This is a genomic window from Variovorax sp. RA8 (assembly GCF_901827175.1).
Taxonomy (GTDB): Bacteria; Pseudomonadota; Gammaproteobacteria; order Burkholderiales; family Burkholderiaceae_C; genus Variovorax.
Genome location: NZ_LR594662.1, coordinates 250,545 through 267,693, shown reverse-complemented (window position 1 = coordinate 267,693; position 17,149 = coordinate 250,545). Strand labels below are relative to the sequence as shown.

Below are 17,149 nucleotides of genomic sequence, written 5' to 3'. Positions count from 1 at the left end.
CCACGTTGCTTCCGCCCACGCTGCGGCGGCCTGGATCGCTGCGCTACCTGCGGCAGTCGCCGCCCATCCTCACCGTGCCGTCCCTGCACTCGGTCAGCATCTGCTCGTCGCGCGACCGCGCCGGCGCCGGGGCCGATTGCTGCGCCGGACGCGTAGCCGAGACCGCGCCATGCGTGGCCCCCCGCTCGTACACGATCTTCTTCGTGCCGAGCTCGCACGTGCCGACGACGCGCCCGCCGGCATCGGCCGCGGCATCCACCGTCGTGAGAGTGAACTCTGCGACGCCGGACGCGCGGATCTTCGCGTCGATCTCGGCCGCCAATTCCTCGCAGCCGACCGCATGCGCGGTGCCTGCGAAGGCCAGCGCCACTGCCGCGAGGCAAGGACGCGCGACGCAAAAGCGTGCGATGACCATCAGGCGTAGTTCGTGATGCGCCGTCGCGGGTAGGACGTGGCGGCCAGGCGGCTCAGCAGCTCGAGCTCGCGCGCCTCTTCCGCTTCGCGCAGGCTCCTGGCAGCACGCAAGGCAACGTATTCATCGAAAAGCGCATCGACCGCTGCCCGCCAGGGCTGCGTGCCCTCCGCCGGCAACCCGGGGACGGCAACGCCGTTGCAGCGCAGCAGGCTGGCCTTCTGGGCAGTGTCGAGCATGGAGATCCTCTTTAGTCTGCGATTTCTCCAGCAATCTAGCCACCGAGCACGGCCGCGGACATCGGCCGCATGGCCTATGCCCGTGTCGGACAAGATGTCGCGTTCCTTCAATATGGGACACGCTCCCGCGCCTAAGCTGGGCTCCTTCACCGGTCATCCGACCGCCCAAGGAATGAAGGAGAGAGCCATGCACGACTTCGATGGGGCCATTGCCACGGCCGCGGGCTGCCGCATCCGCGCCGCCGCGCGCCACGAGGCCACGCCGATCGCATCGATCCGCATGGCCGCCTATTCCCAGTACAGAAAAAGCGTGCAGCCGGCCGTCTTCGAGGCCTACCTCGACGACCTGCGCCATGTCGAGAAGCCGGGGGACGGCACGCAGCTGCTGGTTGCCGAATGGCAGGGCCGGGTGGTCGGCAGCGTGGTGTTCTACCCCGACGCGGGCCTGGAGGGCCTGGGCCTGCCCAAGGGCTGGGCCGGCTTCCGCAAGCTCGCGGTGCACCCGGACGCCCGCGGCCGCGGGCTCGGGCGCCGGCTCGCGCGGCACTGCGTGGAACGCGCGCACGAGCTCGGCGCACTGACACTGGGCATCCACAGCTCGTCGTTCATGACGGCGGCGTGCAAGCTGTACCACCGCATGGGCTTCATCCGCTGCCCCGAACATGACCTGCGTGCCACGGCCATCCTTGGGTTGGCGCCTGTGGAAGACGACGTGGCGTTGATTGCGTTTCGGATGAACCTGCGCGGGCGCTGAGCGCGGCCGGATGCCAGCGCTGCAGCAGGGCGCACAACGCCGGCTGCGCTGCAGCAGCCTCGACGCCAACCGGAGAGGCAATGGCCTGGTTGTCGATGTCGCCTCGCAAGGTTTCGTCGAGAACCGGATCCTCGCCCCTGGTCAGTCGTGAGGCGACGACCCACACCACGGCGTCCTGGAGGACCCGAGGCATCGTGCGGCCGTCCAGGTAGATGCGAACCAGCGATTCGGCGGTATTTTCGAAGGGAGTCATGGCAGTCCTCTCGGTCAGGGAGGTATACAGAGCTGCAACGGTACCGCCCGGGAACGATTTGCACTGTGCGGTGGCGCACGGACGGGGGCAATGGATCGCCCCATGCTCCGGGTTGGCAGTCTGCCGGCGCTGGTAGAGGTCGCTTCGGCACTCGCCCGCGATGGGCGGTTCCTCGATGCCGGCGACTGTCCCTGTCGTCCGTCCGGCGGCGCGAGGCGTACGTGCGCTACCGCACAGACGCGCAACCTGCCCGCCCCTACCCTCGATCGCAAAGGGCGCACCACCGGAATGCCGGCGAGGCGATTCGAGTGCAGGCGCCTTCGTGGCTCGCCACAGGGCCGCTTCCAGGCGTGAACCGACGGCGGGCGGTCGATCCGTTCCTTCTGGAGTTCAGTCATGTCACAGCCCCCTTTCTTCCACGAGGCGTCCCGCACCGTGCGCTTCTGGGTCCAAGTCGATACGCAGTGGATCGGTGCCAGCGTCGGCAAGGAAACCCTGCACTACCGCTACCGTCCCGATGGCCAGGACGATGATCCGATGGAGACCTACCACAGCCACGCACCGGACATCGAGGCCGCCGTGCGCCGCAGGGTGGCTCAAGGCGCCAAGGAGCCGGTGATGCTGCGAGAGTTCGACCTTCCTGTGGCCTAGGGCCTGTCAAGCTATGCAAGGGGTCGCCCCCGCGCACCCGAGTTCGCGGAAAGGCGTTCATGGACTTCATTCTTTCCCCCCTCGCCTTCTGGCGTGGCTCCCCATCCACCCCATGGGCCGACAGGGCACCGGTTCGAGAAGAGCTCTTCGGCATCGAGCGCCTGGAGCAGCACGCGCAAAGCCTGGCCGTGGCGCAGACCGTCACGCCGAAGCCGACCGCCGCGCGCCCATTGCGCAGCAGGCTGGACGAAAACGCCCGGGTGCTGCTCGCAGCCTACCGGGCCAGCGCCGCCGAGATCGAGGCGGGCCGGCGTGTCGCACCCGCCGCCGAATGGCTGCTCGACAACTACCACCTGGTCGAGAAGCAGATCCGCGAGATCCGTAGCGACCTGCCCGCCGACTACTACCGGCAACTGCCCAAGCTCGCGACGGGACCGTTCGCCGGCTACCCGCGGGTCTTCGGCCTGGCCTGGGCCTTCGTCGCGCACACCGACAGCCACATCGACGCGGCCGTGCTGCGCCGCTTCGTCGCCGCCTACCAGCGGGTCCAGCCGCTGACGATCGGCGAGCTGTGGGCCGTCGCGATCACGCTGCGCATCGTGCTCATCGAGAACCTGCGCCGGCTGGCCGACCAGATCACGGTCGGGCGTACGGCGCGGGCGGATGCCGACCTGCTTGCAACTCGCCTCACGCTGCCGGGCTCGGCGCGTGCCGCACTCGAGGAAGACATCGTCGCGCGCTCGCCGCTGGCGCTGTCCGAGCTCTTCGCCGCCCAGCTGGCCAAGCGACTGAGGGACCACGACCCCCACACCATGCCGGCCCTCGGCTGGCTGGAGGAGCGGCTCGGACGGCAGGGCGCCACCATCGACGACGCGGTCGCGCATGCCCAGCAGCGCCAGGGGGCCTCCAACGTCACGGTGCGCAACGTGATCACCAGCCTGCGCTTGATGTCGGACATCGACTGGGCCGACCTCTTCGAGAGCGTCAGCCTCGTCGACGCGCGGCTGCGTGCGGACAGCGGCTTCGCGGCCATGGATTTCCAGACCCGCAATCTCTACCGCAGCGCGATCGAACAACTGGCGCGCGGCTCGTCCTGCTCCGAACTCGACATCGCGGGCCATGCGCTGGCGGCGGCGCGGGCCGCCTCGGCCGGCGAGGCCGACGCGCACGAACGCGCGAGGGTCGAAGACCCCGGCTACCACCTGATCGCGGAAGGCCGGCGCGCGCTCGAGAAAGCCATCGGCTTCCGCCCGCCGCCGCACCTGCGCATCCGCCGCTGGCACAGCAAGATGGGCGTCGGCGCCTATGCCGGCACGATCCTCGGGAGTGCGGCAGCGTTGCTCGGGCTGGCGCTGTTCCTGGTTCCCGGCGGCAGCAGCGCCGGCGTGCTGGCGTTGTGGATGCTCGGGCTCCTGCTGCCGGCAACGGAGCTGGCGACGGCCCTGGTCAATCGCGCGGCGACCTGGCGCTTCGGCGCCACTCCCCTGCCGGGCCTGGAGCTCGCCGGCGGCGTGCCCGCGTCGCTGCGCACCCTGGTGGCCGTGCCCACGCTGCTGACGAACGAGGCGGACCTGCTGGAGCAGATCGAGCGGCTGGAGGTCCACCACCTCGCCGGCGGCGGCGGCGACATCGTCTTCGCCTTGCTCACCGACGGGCCCGATGCGGACACCGAAGAACTGCCTTCGGATGCACCGCTGCTCGCCATTGCCACCGAGGCCATCGCGGCGCTGAACCAGCGCCACGGCCCCGCGTCCGAAGGCCCCCGCTTCCTGCTGCTGCACCGGCGCCGCGTCTTCAACGAGGCCGAGAACACCTGGATGGGCTGGGAACGCAAGCGCGGCAAGCTCCACGAACTCAACCGGCTGCTGCGCGGCGCGACCGACACCACCTTCGTGTCGCACGGCGGCGCATCGCTGGTGCCGGCCGGCGTACGCTACGTGCTCACGCTCGACGCCGACACGCGCCTGCCGCGCGATGCCACATTGCGGCTGGTCGGCAAGATGGCGCATCCGCTGAACCGGCCGCGCTTCGACAGCGCATTGCAGCGTGTCGTGGGCGGCTACGCGATTCTCCAGCCGCGCATCACGCCGGCCCTGCCCGTGGGCCGGGAAGGCTCCGTCTACCAGCAGATCTCCTCCAGCCGCGGCGGCATGGACCCGTATGCGATGGCGGTCTCGGACGTCTACCAGGATCTCTTCGGCGAGGGTTCCTACACGGGCAAGGGCATCTACGACGTGGATGCCTTCGAGGCCTCGCTGCGCGCGCGCGTGCCCGACAACGCCATGCTGAGCCACGACCTGTTCGAGGGCGTGTACGCGCGCGCCGGCCTGGCCAGCGATGTCGAACTGGTCGAGGAAGCGCCCGCGCGCTACGACGTCGCGGCCCGCCGCCAGCACCGCTGGACCCGCGGCGACTGGCAGCTGCTGCCATGGATCGTCGGGCATCGCGCAGGCCTGCAGGCCGTGCCCGCCCTCGGCCGCTGGAAGATGCTCGACAACCTGCGACGCTCGCTGGTAGCGCCGTCCGCACTCGTGGCCCTGTGCGCGGCCTGGCTGATGCCCGCGCCCGCTGCGCCCACGGCCGTGCTGCTGGTGCTCGCGGCGCTGGCGATCCCCGTCCTGCTGCCGGCGGTCCTCGCCCTGTGGCCGCCGCGTTTCCGTGTGCACCTGCGCAGCTACTTCATTGCGCTGGCGGCAGACCTGAAGCTGGCCGTGCTCCAGGCAGGCGCGACGCTGGCCTTGCTGCCGGACCAGGCGTGGCGCGCGGTGGACGCCATCGTCCGCACGTTCGCGCGCCTGTTCGTCACGCGGCGGCACCTGCTCGAATGGACGACGGCCGCGCAGTCGGCCCGGTGCCCGCGGCCCGACCTGCCGGGCTTCTACCGGCAGATGGCCGGCGGCACGGCACTCGGGCTGGTCCTCGGTGGAGGCGCCCTGCTGCTCGCGCCCTCCCCGCCCGCTGCGCTCGCATGGGTGCTGCCCTTCATGCTGCTGTGGGGGGCGGCGCCGGCGCTGGCCTTCTGGGCGAGCACGCCGCCAGCCGTTGCGCGGCGGCGCGTTCTCCGGCCAGCCGACGCCCACGCGCTGCGCCTGATCGCGCGGCGCACCTGGCGCTACTTCGAGACCTTCGTCACCCCCGCGGACCACATGCTGCCGCCGGACAATTTCCAGGAAGATCCCCGGCCGGTGCTGGCGCGGCGCACCTCGCCCACCAACATCGGGCTCTACCTGCTGGCTGCCGCGGCGGCCCGCGACTTCGGTTGGGCAGGCATGGTGGACACCGTCGAGCGCCTGGAGGCGACCTTTGATACCTTGCGCACGCTGCCGCGCGTCAAGGGCCACTTCTTCAACTGGTATGGCACCGAGGATCTTCGCGTGCTCGAGCCCCCCTATGTCTCGTCGGTCGACAGCGGCAACCTCGCGGGCCACCTGATCGCGCTGGCCAATGCCTGCGAGGAGTGGCGGCAGCACGCGCCCGTGATGGATGCCAGGGCCGGCATGGAAGATGCCCTGCAGCTGGCCCGCGAGGCCGCCGGCAACCTGCCCGCCGCGCACAGCGGCCGGGGCAAGCGCATCGTCGCGCTGCTCGACGACATGGCTGCGCAGCTTGCCGGGCCGCTCGCCATCGACGCCATCGCGCCGGCGCTGGGTCGCCTGGCGGACAAGGCCGCCGCCTCGGCCCGCGGCCTGCGGGAGACGGAAGAAGACCACGCGGCGGACGAGCTGGTGTTCTGGATCGCAGCGCTGGGCCGCTGCGCCGCCGCGCATGCGCGCGACCGGCTCCACAGGGATGCACCGCAGGCAGAGGCGCTCGCGGCCCGCCTCCAGGCGCTCGCCGACACGGCGCGCGAGATGGCGCTCGCCATGGATTTCGCCTTTCTTGTCGATCCCGAGCGCAAGCTGCTGTCCATCGGCTATGCGCCCAATGAGCAGCGCCTCGACCTCAATTGCTACGACCTGCTCGGCTCCGAAGCCCGCCTGGCGAGCCTGTTCGCCATCGCCAAGGGCGATGCGCAAACGCGCCACTGGTTCCGCCTCGGCCGGGCCGCCACCCCGATCGGCAGCGGCTCGGCGCTGATCTCCTGGTCGGGCTCCATGTTCGAGTACCTGATGCCATCGCTGGTGATGCGCGCGCCCGCCGGCAGCCTGCTCGAACAGACCAACCGCCTGGTGGTGCAGCGGCAGGAGGCCTATGGCGACTCGCTGGGCATCCCCTGGGGCATCTCGGAGTCGGCCTACAACGCGCGCGACCTGGAGTTCACTTACCAGTATTCCAACTTCGGCGTACCCGGCCTCGGACTCAAGCGCGGGCTGGCCGACAACCGCGTCATTGCGCCCTATGCCACCGGCCTCGCGGCCATGGTGGACCCGCAGGCTGCCTGCCGCAACTACGCCCGCCTGGCCGCGATGGGCGCGCTCGGCCACCACGGCTTCTACGAAGCGCTCGACTTCACGCCCGCGCGCGTGCCGCAAGGGCAGACGGCGGCGATCGTGCGCAGCTACATGGCCCACCACCAGGGCATGACCATCGTGGCCATCGCCAACATCCTGCAGGGCGGCATCATGCGTGCGCGCTTCCACCGCGAGCCGATGATCCAGTCCTGCGAGCTGCTGCTGCAGGAGCGCCTGCCGCGCAATATCGCGATCGAGCATCCGCGCGCCGAGGAGGTCCATGCATCGCGCGAAGAGAGCGGCACGCAGGCACCGGCGGTGCGGCGCCATTTCGCCTCGGTGCCGGGCCCGGCGCCCGCCACCCACCTGCTGTCCAACGGCAGCTACACCGTGATGCTGACGGCCGCGGGCGGCGGCTACAGCCGCTGGCGCGGCCTGGCCGTGACCCGCTGGCGCGAGGACGTGACCCGCGACCCCTGGGGCGCCTTCGTCTACCTGCGCGACGTGCGCAGCGGCCGCGCCTGGTCTGCCACCGCGCAGCCGCTGTCGGTCGGTGCGCGCCAGTGCGAGGTGCTGTTCAGCGAAGACCACGCCACCTTCACCCACCGCGAGGGCAGCCTCAGCACCACGCTCGAAGTGCTCGTCTCCGGCGAGAACGACGGCGAAGTGCGCCGCGTGTCGCTCGCCAACGCGGGGCGGCGTGCGCGCGAGATCGACCTCACCTCCTACGCCGAGGTGGTCCTCGCCGCCCAGTCGGCCGACGAAGCCCATCCCGCCTTCTCCAAGCTCTTCGTCATCACCGAGTACCTGCCCGAGTTCGGCGCCCTGATCGCGAGCCGGCGCACCCGCACGCCCGAAGAGCCGCAGGCATGGGCCGCGCATTTCGCGGTGGTCGAAGGCGAGATCACGGCCGAGCCGCAGTACGAATCCGACCGGGCGCGCTTCCTGGGCCGCGGCCGGCATGCGGGCTCGGCCGCCGCCGTGCTGGACGGCCAGCCGCTGTCGAACACGGCGGGCACCGTGCTCGACCCGGTGTTCTCGCTGCGCCAGCGCGTGCTGGTCCCGCCGGGCGGGCTGGTGTGCGTCTCGTTCTGGACCGTGGTCGCGCGGTCGCGCCTCGAGCTGCTGGACCTGATCGACCAGCATCATGACCGCAACGCCTTCGACCGCGCGGCGACGCTGGCGTGGACGCAGGCCCAGGTGCAGCTGCGCCACATCGGCGCCGATGCGCAGGAGGCCGCCGACTTCCAGCGCCTCGCAGCGCCCCTCTTGTATGCCGACCGGCGCTTGCGCGCATCGCCCGATGCCATCCTGCGCGGGGCGGGGCCGCAGTCCGGCCTGTGGCCGCACGCGGTGTCGGGCGACCTGCCCATCGTCCTGCTGCGCATCGACGAGATCGAGGACATGGAACAGGTCCGCCAGCTGCTGCGCGCCCACGAATACTGGCGGATGAAGCAGCTCTGGGTCGACCTCGTCATCCTCAACGAGCGGGCGTTCTCCTATGTGCAGGATCTCCAGGTTGCCATCGAGACCGCCGTGCGCAGCAGCCAGTCGCGTCCGCGCCTCAATGCGGAGCTCGCGCAGGGCGCCGTCCATGCGCTGCGCGCGGACCTGATCGGCGCCCCATCGAGCGCCCTGCTGCGATCGGTCGCGCGGATCGAGCTCATCGCCCGCCACGGCGCCATCGCCGACCGGCTCGCCCGCCTGGCGCCTCCGCGTCTCGGCTCGACCGACGAGCGCTCGCCGCCGCCGCCGGCCGTGGTCCGGCCCGTGCCGGCGGCCCAGGCCTCGCAGGACCTGGAATTTTTCAACGGCCTGGGCGGCTTCGACCACGACGGCCGGGAGTATGTCGTGCGCCTCCATGCCGGGCAGACCACGCCCGCGCCGTGGATCAACGTCATCGCCAACCCCGGCTTCGGCTTCCAGGTGCCGGCCGAAGGCGGCGGCGCGACCTGGTGCGGCAACAGCCGCGAGAACCAGCTCACGCCCTGGTCCAACGACCCCGTCACCGATGCGCCCGGCGAGGCCTTCTACGTGCGCGACGAGGCGAGCGGCGAGCTGTGGACCCCCACCGCACAGCCGATGCGCGGCACCGGCCGCTACGAGGCCCGGCACGGCCGCGGCTACAGCCGTTTCGCGCACACCGCCCATGGCATCGTGCTCGAGCTGCTGCAGTACGTGCCGCTGGCCGACCCGGTCAAGATCTCGCGCCTGAGCTTGCGCAACAACTCGGACGAGGTGCGTTGCCTGACGGTGACCGCCTATGCGGAATGGGTGCTCGGCACCTCGCGCGGCGCATCGGCCCCCTTCATCCTGACGGAGATCGACACGGCCACCGGCGCGATGCTGGCCACCAAGCCCTGGGCCACGGCGTTCCAGGGCAAGGTCGCCTTTGCCGACCTCGGCGGCCGCCAGACCACCTGGACCGGGGATCGCACCGAGTTCCTCGGACGCCACGGAGACCCGGGCGCCCCCGCGGCGCTGACCGGCCCGGTGCCGCTGTCGGACACCACCGGCGCGGGGCTCGACCCCTGCTGCGCATTGCAGTGCGTCGTGGAGCTGGCCCCCGGCGAATCGGTGGAGGTCGTCGCCCTGCTCGGCCAGGGCGCCTCGAAGGAAGAAGCGCAGGCGCTGATCGCCCGCTACCGCGCAGCGGACCTCGATGCCGTGCTGGCCGAGGTAGCCGCCTACTGGGACAAGACGCTCGGCGCGGTGCAGGTGCGCACGCCCGACCGCGCCATGGACATCATGCTCAACGGCTGGCTGCTCTACCAGACCATCGCCTGCCGGCTGTGGGCACGCGCGGCCTTCTACCAGGCCAGCGGCGCCTACGGCTTCAGGGACCAGCTGCAGGACGGCATGGCGCTGAGCTTTACCCACCCCGACCAGGTCAGGGCGCACCTGCTGCGCGCGGCCGGCCGGCAGTTCACCGAGGGCGACGTGCAGCACTGGTGGCTGCCGCATTCAGGCCAGGGCGTGCGCACCCGCATCTCGGACGACCGGGTGTGGCTGGCCTATGCCGCGGCGACCTACGTGACCGCCTCCGGCGACGCGGCGGTCCTCGACGAGAGCGTGCCTTTCCTCGAAGGACCGGCGCTGCGGCCGGGCGAGCACGACGCCTTCTTCCTGCCCGAGCCGTCAAGCCATTCGGCCACGCTGTTCGAGCATTGCGCGCTGGGCCTGGACCAGTGCCTGGCCCTCACCGGCCCCCTCGGCATGCCGCTCATGGGCACCGGCGACTGGAACGACGGCATGAACCGCGTCGGCGCCGGCGGCCGGGGCGAGAGCGTGTGGCTGGGCTGGCTGCTGTTGCGCACCATCGCCCTCTTCGCGCCGCTCGCCGAGGGGCGCGACGACGCGCGCGCCGCCCGCTGGCGCGCGCATGCCGAATCGGTGCGCGCCGCCATCGAGCGCGAAGCCTGGGATGGTGCCTGGTACCGCCGCGCCACCTTCGACGACGGCACCTGGCTCGGCGCGCAGACCAACGAGGAATGCCGCATCGATGCCATCGCGCAATCGTGGGCCGTGCTCTCCGGCGCCGCGGACCCCACCCGTGCGGCCACCGCCATGGACTCGCTGGCGGAGCACCTGGTCCGGCAGGACGACGGCCTCGCGCTGCTCCTGGCGCCCCCCTTCGACAAGATGAACCCCGACCCGGGCTACATCAGGAGCTACCCGCCCGGCCTGCGCGAGAACGGCGGCCAGTACAGCCATGCCGCGATGTGGGCCATTCTTGCCTTTGCGCAGCTGGGCGACGGCGAGCGGGCCGCGTCGCTCTTCAGCCTGCTCAACCCGATCAACCACGCACGCACCCCCGAGGAGGTCGGCCGCTACCGGGTCGAGCCCTATGCCGTCGCGGCCGACGTCTACGCCACCGCGCCCCACACGGGACGCGGCGGATGGACCTGGTACACCGGGTCGGCGGGCTGGATGTACCGCGCCGGCATCGAGGGCATCCTGGGCATCCGCCGCCAAGGCGCGTGCCTGCTGATCGACCCGTGCATCCCGGCCGATTGGCCAGGCTTCGAGGCGACCGTGACCATCGAAGCCACCGTCTACGCCATCCGGGTGCTCCACCCGTCGCGTCGCGGCCGCGGCATCTCCAGGATGCTCCTGGACGACGAGCTGGTCCCGCTTGGCGAGCACGGCGTGCGTGTGCCGCTGGACGGCCAGCCGCACCGCCTGCTGCTGACGATCTGAGCGCGAGGGCGCCGGGTCAGCGCAGCAGCTCGGCGTAGGTGCGCCGGTCGGCGGCATAGCACCCGCACGCCATCGCCTCGAGCCCGCCGCGGTCGAGCACCTTCAGGTCGCCGCGGTGGTATTGGATCAGCCCGCTGCGTTGCAGGGCACCGGCGGCCGTCGTGATCCCGACCCGGCGCACGCCGAGCATGAGCGCGAGAAACTCGTGCGTCACGCGGAAGCTGTCGGAATGCGCACGGTCCTGGCTCATCAGCAGCCAGCGCGCCAGGCGAGGCCCGAGCAGGTGAAAGCGCAGGCATGCGGCCGTGCCCGCCAGTTGCGACATCAACACGTAGATGTAGCGGTTCAGGCTGCGTCGCAGTGCCGCGCTGCGCACAAGCTCCCGCCGAAAATCCGCACCGGCGATGCGCCATGCCGCGCCCGGACCTTGCACCACCGCGTGCAGCGGCACCGTGGACACGTCCAGCGCCAGCTGCGCACCCACCATGCCCTCGCGGCCGACCAACCCGACCTCCAGGGATGCATGCTCGCCGATCTGCGCGACGAGCGAGATGAAGCCATCGATGGGGAAGTAGACATGCCGGGTCGGCTCGCCGGGCTCGCACAGGACCTCGGCCATCTTCAGCTGGATCGGCTCGCACAGGGCCAGCAGGCTTCGCCGATCGTGGCGGGGAAGCAGTTCGATGAGATGGTTCTCGACGGTGGCCACGGGTTCTCCGGCGTGTTGCGGCCACTTTCAGGTGACGCAGGATCGCTTTTGCCATCGAACGCCTGTCCGACCGCGCTGCCAGTCTGCGGCAAGCGCCGCGCCTCGACTGTCTGCTAGCGCACAGAGCGGCAAACTAGGCTTGCGCTCGATACCCGATCCACCTGGGCCGCCCCCGCTGCCGAGCCTTCTCAGGTCGCCAGCTTCGCCGGAAGCAGCCGGTCGTATTCCTTCTTGACCACGCCATAGCACTCGCAGGTGCGTTCTTCGAGCCCGGCGCGGTTCAGCACCGAGATGCGGCCGCGTGCGTAGCGGATCAGCCCGGCCTGCTGCAGCTTCAGCGCGCCTTCCGTCACCCCTTCGCGGCGCACGCCGAGCATGTTGGCGATCAGCTCCTGCGTCATCACCAGGTCGTTGCCCTGCAGGCGGTCCAGGCTCAGCAGCAGCCAGCGGCACAGCTGCTGGTCCAGCGAATGGTGCCGGTTGCACACCGCCGTTTGCGCCATCTGGGTGATCAGCGCCTGCGTGTAGCGCAGCAGCAGATGCAGCACCGGCCCGGCCCGGTCGAACTCGTCCTTCATCAGCTGGGATTTCAGCCGGAAGCCTTCGCCCGCGCTCTGCACCACCGCCCGGCTCGGCGTCGACTCGCCGCCCATGAACAGCGAGACGCCGACGATGCCTTCGTTCCCGACCACCGCGATCTCGGCCGAGGCGCCGTTCTCCAGCACGTACAGCAGCGAGACGATGGCGGTGGTGGGGAAGTAGACGTGGCCGAGCGTGCCGCCGGATTCGTACAGCACCTGGCCCAGCGGCATCTGGACCCATTCGAGCTGGGGCAGCCAGCGCTGCCACTCGGCGTCCGGGAGGGCGGCGAGCAGGCGGTTCTGCTTGGGGTCGGGGAGTGGGGTGGGCATCGGCTGGCGAGGTGTTTTTGGGGAGTATGCAGCCGCCGAGCGGCTGGTGGGCCAGCTTCGACCTGTCGGGCTTGCCGCGCGCGCGGCAACTCGCCCGACGCTTGATTTGCAAAAACCTCGCGACCGTTCGCACAATGCTCTCCGATCGCTCGCGGCTTGCAGACGCCGTGTGAGATAGAGAAGCACCTCGGCCAAGCCACGGCGGGCTTTCGAAAGTGAACGGCCCTATCACCTGAGGAGATCCACATGAAGATCCTGCTTGTCCTGACTTCTCACGACCAACTCGGCGACACTGGGCGCAAGACCGGCTTCTGGCTCGAGGAGCTGGCAGCGCCGTACTACCACTTCAAGGATGCCGAGGTCGAGGTCACGCTCGCGTCGCCCAAGGGCGGCCAGCCGCCGCTCGATCCCAAAAGCAATGAGCCCGACTCCCAGACAGCGTCCACCCGTCGCTTCGAGGCCGACGCCGCAGCGAAGGCGCAGCTGGCCACGACGAAGAAGCTGTCTGAGGTTTCGATCGACGACTACGACGCCGTCTTCTACCCGGGCGGCCACGGCCCCTTGTGGGACCTGAGCGAAGACAAGAACTCGATCGCATTGATCGAGCGCGCCGCCGCCACGAGCAAGCCGATCGGTGCCGTGTGTCATGCGCCTGCCGTGTTCCGTCACGTCAAGGGCGCCGACGGCACACCGTTCGTGCGCGGCAAGCGCGTGACCGGCTTCGCCAACACCGAGGAAGAAGCCGTCGGCTTGACCAAGGTCGTGCCATTCCTCGTCGAGGACATGCTGCAGGAAAGAGGCGGCATCTATTCGAAGGGCGCAGATTGGAGCTCATATGCAGTGACGGACGGGCTGCTCGTCACGGGGCAGAATCCACAGTCATCCGAAGCGGCCGCGGCGGCGCTGCTGGGGTTGTTGCGCAAGTGACCTTCACACGATCTTCAGCACGACCTTGCCGCGCACGTGACGGCCAAGCACCAGGTCGAGCGCGCGCTGCGCCTCGTCGAACGGGACGATCTCGTGAACGACCAGGCGCAGCGCACCAGTATCGAACCGCTGGGTCAGGTCGGCCAGCCGCGCGCGGCTCCCGCGCACGACGTAGTCCGAGATGATTTCCGCGCCAGGTCGCTGCACCGATACGGCGCCCGGCAGGTCGACCATCCTTCCGCCATCCTTGAGCGCCGCCACATAGTCGTTCGCCGCTTTGCCCGTCACGCAGTTGAGGGCCTTGTCGACCCCGCCCGGATACTTCTCACGGATGGCCTGGATCACGTCGCCGGTGGTGTCGTAGTCGATCACTGCGGCGGCGCCGAGGCTGGCCACGAAGTCATGGTTGCGGCAGCTGGCGACGGCCACCACCCGGGCGCCGAGGCCGGAAGCGAGCTGCACGGCGAGGTGGCCAACGCCGCCGGCGGCCGCGTTGATCAGCACCACATCGTCCCGGGTCACGCGCAGGACGTCGATCAGGGTTTCATGGGCGGTCAGGCCGGCGATCGGCACGCCGCCTGCCTCGATCGGCGTGAGCGACGCCGGTATCGGCGCAACATAGGTCTGCGGCACCAGCATGAACTCGGCCCAGGCGCCGTTGTCGTGCAAGGGATAGCTGTAGGCGTAGACCTGCTGGTTCTCGAAGAAATCGGTGACCGCGGCGCCGACCGCGGCAATCCTGCCCGCACCGGCCAGGCCGAGGATCAACGGAAACGGCCGCTGCATGTCCCATTCGCCGGTGCGCACCAGTTCGTCCCAATCGCCGACTTCGGCGCTGCGCATTTGCATCAGGATGTCGTGCGGACCCGGTGTCGGAATGGGCAGGTCGTCCCTCAGCACCATCTCTTCGCCATAGGCCCGGATGCTCCAGCCACGCATCGTGGCGAGAGAACTTGCTGTGTCGCTCATGGCTTGTCTCCTGATACGGCTGTCACGCCTCCTGCAACTGCGGCTCCGGCGCCAGCGCCACCTCCAGCACGTCGTCCACCGTCTCCAGCCACACGAAGGTGAGCCCGGCGCGCGCATCGGCCGGGATGTCCTCCAGGTCGCGACGGTTGCGCGCCGGCAGCATCACGGTCCTGATGCCGGCACGCTGCGCGGCCAGCACCTTCTCCTTGACCCCGCCGATAGGCAGCGTCAGCCCGCGCAGGCTGATCTCTCCCGTCATCGCCACATCGGCCCGGGCGGGCCTGCACGTGAGCAGCGAGGTCAGCGCCACGCACATCGCGACGCCGGCGCTCGGGCCGTCCTTCGGCGTCGCGCCGGCCGGCACGTGGATGTGGATGTCGGTCTTGTCGAACACGCCGGGCGCGATGCCGAGCTTGTCCGCCCGCGCCCAGCTTGTCGATCTCATCCAGCATCATCACGCAGTTGCGCGTACCGGCCTTGCGGATGGCCTGGACGATGTTGCCGGGCATGGCGCCGACATAGGTGCGCCGGTGGCCGCGGATCTCGGATTCGTCGTGCACGCCGCCCAGGCTGACCCGCACGAACTTGCGGCTGGTGGCCTTGGCGATGCTCTGCCCGAGCGAGGTCTTGCCCACGCCGGGCGGCCCGACGAAGCACAGGATGGGGCTGCGCCCGGAGGGGTTGAGCTTGCGCACCGCCAGGTATTCGAGGATGCGCTTCTTGATCTTCTCCAGCCCGAAATGGTCCTCGTCCAGGATCCGCCTGGCCTCGGTGAGGTCGACCTGCGGCTCCGCCTCGGACTTCCAGGGCAGGCCGACCAGCCAGTCCAGGTAGGTGCGGATGATCGAGCCTTCGCCGGCCGCATCGGGCATGCGCTGCAGCCGCTTGAGCTCCTTGCGCGCCGCCTCGTCGACTTCCGGCGGCATGCCCGCGTCGGCGATCGCGCCCTCCAGTTCCTGGATCTCTGCCGCCTGCTCGTCGTCGCCGCCCAGCTCCTTCTGGATGGTGCGCATCTGCTCGCGCAGCAGGTGCTTGCGGTTGACGTCGCCGATGGACTCGCGCGTGCGGTCGCTCACCTCGCGCTGGATCTTCAGCACCTCGATGCGGTGCGCCAGCTTTTCCAGCAGCCGCTCCAGGCGCAGCTTCAGGTCGAAGGTTTCCAGCAGGGCCTGCTTGTCCGCGTTGGGGAGGTCCAGCACGCTGGCCACCACGTCGGCGATCTCTCCCGGCTCTTCCAGGCCCTGGATGCCGGCCACCGCTTCCATGGGCACCTGCGGCAGCAGCTGCAGCGCCTGCAGCGCCTGCTGCTTCAGGGCCTGCGCGCGTCCTTGGATCTCGGCGTCGGCTTGCCCGGTCTCCTCGACGTATGCGACGCGCGCCATCAGGAAGGGATAGCCATCCAGGAACTGCAGCACGCGAAAGCGCCGCAGTCCCTTGACGATGGCATGGTGCACGCCCTCGGGCGTGGTGACGTAGCGCAGCACCGCGGCGCTGGTGCCCACCCAATGCAGGTCCTCGGCAGAGGGATCCTCGACCTCGGGCTTGTTCTGCAGCAGGACGCCTAGCGGCCGCTCCAGCCGCACCGCCTCCTGCGCCGCCGCCTGCGAGCGCTGGCGGCCGATCGCCAGCGGCTGCAGCGTGCCCGGGAACAACAGGAGGTTGCGCATCGGCAGGACGATGAGCGCGTCCTCCGGGATCGGGCGCGGCGCTTCGCTCATGTTCCTCCCACCTTGCGCAGGCGCACGATCAGGCAGCCCTGCTGCACTTCGGGCGGCTCGAGCTCCAGGCCGCGGGAGGGCAGGAGGATGCGCCGCTCGAAGATGCCGTACGGGATTTCCAGCCGCCGCACAGACAAGCCGGGCACCAGCGGCACCGGGCGCGTTCCGCGCACGACGATGGCGCCGGGCTCGGCGGCCACCTGGATGCGTTCGGCGCTCACGCCCGGCATGGCGACCACAAGGACGATCTCGCGCTCGTTTTCCAGCAGGTCCACCGGCGGCTCCCAGACCACCTGGGCCTGCTGCACCGCCGCGGGACGGAAGAACTGGCGGTGCAGCCGCTCGGCCTGGTCCATCAGGTCGCAGGCCTGCCCCCACATCCAGCCGCTGGTATCCCTTTCGCGCGCCATGGTTGCGGAGCTCAGGAGGCTGCCGCCGCGACCAGCATGATCGAGGCGAGCAGGGAAGCTTCGTCGTACCCGCCCCGGTGGAGCACGCCGTTGATGAAGAAGGCCGGCGTTCCCTGGACGCCGCTTTGCAGCCCGCCCGTCATGTCGTTCTGGACCTTGGACAGGAACGCGTGGCCGGAGAGGTCGCTGGCGAACCGCTCCAGGTCCAGGTGCAGGGCGGCGGCGTATTTCAACAAGTCGGCGGGCGCCAGTGCGTCCTGGTGCTCGAAGAGCAGGTCGTGCATCTTCCAGAACCGGCCCTGGGCCCCCGCCGCTTCCGCGGCCTCGGCCGCGATTTGCGCGTGCGGGTGCACGTTGACCAGCGGGAACTGGCGGAACACGACGGCCAGCGTGTCCGCCAGGTCCTGCTCCAGCTTCTTCACGACCCGGTAGGCCGCACCGCAGTACGGGCACTCGAAATCGGCGTATTCGACCAGCAGCACCGGTGCGTCCGGTGAACCGCGCAGATGGTCGCGCTCGTTGATGGGAATGGTGAGTTTGTTCATCCACCGAAGTTAGCCCCGCGCCGCGGGCGTTTATTCCGTTTTCCTGCTGTCCATGGCGGC

General features: G+C 70.1%; 11 protein-coding genes and 1 pseudogene. 4 read left to right on the top strand and 8 right to left on the bottom strand.

Annotation, left to right across the window (positions count from 1 at the left end):
• Positions 1-43: 43 nt before the first annotated feature.
• Together E5P3_RS01205 and E5P3_RS01200 are read right to left on the bottom strand one after the other, a co-directional pair.
• On the bottom strand, positions 44-415 hold the full coding sequence (locus E5P3_RS01205) for a DUF1161 domain-containing protein (protein ID WP_162584325.1): 372 nt from the start codon (positions 413-415) through the stop codon (positions 44-46).
• Complete coding sequence (locus E5P3_RS01200; protein WP_162584324.1) at positions 415-651, bottom strand: hypothetical protein; 237 nt, start codon at positions 649-651, stop codon at positions 415-417. The genes E5P3_RS01205 and E5P3_RS01200 overlap by 1 nt, the downstream gene beginning before the upstream one ends.
• A gap of 187 nt (positions 652-838) precedes the next feature.
• Here E5P3_RS01200 and E5P3_RS01195 point away from each other — a divergent pair, with 187 nt between their 5' ends.
• From E5P3_RS01195 to E5P3_RS01185, 3 genes are all read left to right on the top strand, one after another.
• Complete coding sequence (locus E5P3_RS01195) at positions 839-1,405, top strand: GNAT family N-acetyltransferase (protein WP_162584323.1); 567 nt, start codon at positions 839-841, stop codon at positions 1,403-1,405.
• A gap of 649 nt (positions 1,406-2,054) precedes the next feature.
• The gene (locus tag E5P3_RS01190; protein WP_162584322.1) at positions 2,055-2,309 is read left to right on the top strand and encodes a DUF1488 family protein; all 255 of its coding nucleotides are present in this window, start codon (positions 2,055-2,057) and stop codon (positions 2,307-2,309) included.
• A gap of 59 nt (positions 2,310-2,368) precedes the next feature.
• Positions 2,369-10,900 carry a GH36-type glycosyl hydrolase domain-containing protein gene (locus E5P3_RS01185; protein WP_162584321.1) on the top strand — a complete coding sequence of 2,844 codons (8,532 nt, stop codon included), beginning with the start codon at positions 2,369-2,371 and terminating at the stop codon, positions 10,898-10,900.
• Positions 10,901-10,916: 16 nt separating this feature from the next.
• On the opposite strand, the gene E5P3_RS01180 is transcribed toward E5P3_RS01185, so the two are convergent.
• Both E5P3_RS01180 and E5P3_RS01175 read right to left on the bottom strand, forming a co-directional pair.
• Positions 10,917-11,609, bottom strand: coding sequence for a Crp/Fnr family transcriptional regulator (locus E5P3_RS01180; protein ID WP_162584320.1), 693 nt, complete (start codon positions 11,607-11,609; stop codon positions 10,917-10,919).
• Between the two features lie 188 nt (positions 11,610-11,797).
• Complete coding sequence (locus E5P3_RS01175; RefSeq protein WP_162584319.1) at positions 11,798-12,520, bottom strand: Crp/Fnr family transcriptional regulator; 723 nt, start codon at positions 12,518-12,520, stop codon at positions 11,798-11,800.
• A 246-nt stretch (positions 12,521-12,766) separates the two neighbouring features.
• Between E5P3_RS01175 and E5P3_RS01170 the strand changes: the two genes are divergently transcribed.
• Positions 12,767-13,447 (top strand): type 1 glutamine amidotransferase domain-containing protein, encoded by a 681-nt coding sequence (locus tag E5P3_RS01170; protein WP_162584318.1) that lies wholly within the window; start codon positions 12,767-12,769, stop codon positions 13,445-13,447.
• A 3-nt stretch (positions 13,448-13,450) separates the two neighbouring features.
• On the opposite strand, the gene E5P3_RS01165 is transcribed toward E5P3_RS01170, so the two are convergent.
• From E5P3_RS01165 to E5P3_RS01150, 4 genes and pseudogenes are all read right to left on the bottom strand, one after another.
• Positions 13,451-14,416 carry an NADP-dependent oxidoreductase gene (locus tag E5P3_RS01165; protein ID WP_162584317.1) on the bottom strand — a complete coding sequence of 322 codons (966 nt, stop codon included), beginning with the start codon at positions 14,414-14,416 and terminating at the stop codon, positions 13,451-13,453.
• A 22-nt stretch (positions 14,417-14,438) separates the two neighbouring features.
• Positions 14,439-16,083 (bottom strand): annotated as a pseudogene (locus tag E5P3_RS01160) (S16 family serine protease).
• A gap of 47 nt (positions 16,084-16,130) precedes the next feature.
• Positions 16,131-16,544 (bottom strand): Hsp20/alpha crystallin family protein, encoded by a 414-nt coding sequence (locus E5P3_RS01155; protein WP_162584316.1) that lies wholly within the window; start codon positions 16,542-16,544, stop codon positions 16,131-16,133.
• Between the two features lie 11 nt (positions 16,545-16,555).
• Complete coding sequence (locus tag E5P3_RS01150) at positions 16,556-17,089, bottom strand: DsbA family protein (protein ID WP_162584315.1); 534 nt, start codon at positions 17,087-17,089, stop codon at positions 16,556-16,558.
• Positions 17,090-17,149: the final 60 nt, after the last annotated feature.

Bases quoted from the DNA above. Each gene is read 5' to 3' on its own strand.
- E5P3_RS01200 (WP_162584324.1), bottom strand. From the start codon at position 651: ATGCTCGACACTGCCCAGAAGGCCAGCCTGCTGCGCTGCAACGGCGTT.
- E5P3_RS01185 (WP_162584321.1), top strand. From the start codon at position 2,369: ATGGACTTCATTCTTTCCCCCCTCGCCTTCTGGCGTGGCTCCCCATCC.
- E5P3_RS01155 (WP_162584316.1), bottom strand. From the start codon at position 16,544: ATGGCGCGCGAAAGGGATACCAGCGGCTGGATGTGGGGGCAGGCCTGC.
- E5P3_RS01205 (WP_162584325.1), bottom strand. From the start codon at position 415: ATGGTCATCGCACGCTTTTGCGTCGCGCGTCCTTGCCTCGCGGCAGTG.
- E5P3_RS01190 (WP_162584322.1), top strand. From the start codon at position 2,055: ATGTCACAGCCCCCTTTCTTCCACGAGGCGTCCCGCACCGTGCGCTTC.
- E5P3_RS01150 (WP_162584315.1), bottom strand. From the start codon at position 17,089: ATGAACAAACTCACCATTCCCATCAACGAGCGCGACCATCTGCGCGGT.
- E5P3_RS01165 (WP_162584317.1), bottom strand. From the start codon at position 14,416: ATGAGCGACACAGCAAGTTCTCTCGCCACGATGCGTGGCTGGAGCATC.
- E5P3_RS01170 (WP_162584318.1), top strand. From the start codon at position 12,767: ATGAAGATCCTGCTTGTCCTGACTTCTCACGACCAACTCGGCGACACT.
- E5P3_RS01175 (WP_162584319.1), bottom strand. From the start codon at position 12,520: ATGCCCACCCCACTCCCCGACCCCAAGCAGAACCGCCTGCTCGCCGCC.
- E5P3_RS01195 (WP_162584323.1), top strand. From the start codon at position 839: ATGCACGACTTCGATGGGGCCATTGCCACGGCCGCGGGCTGCCGCATC.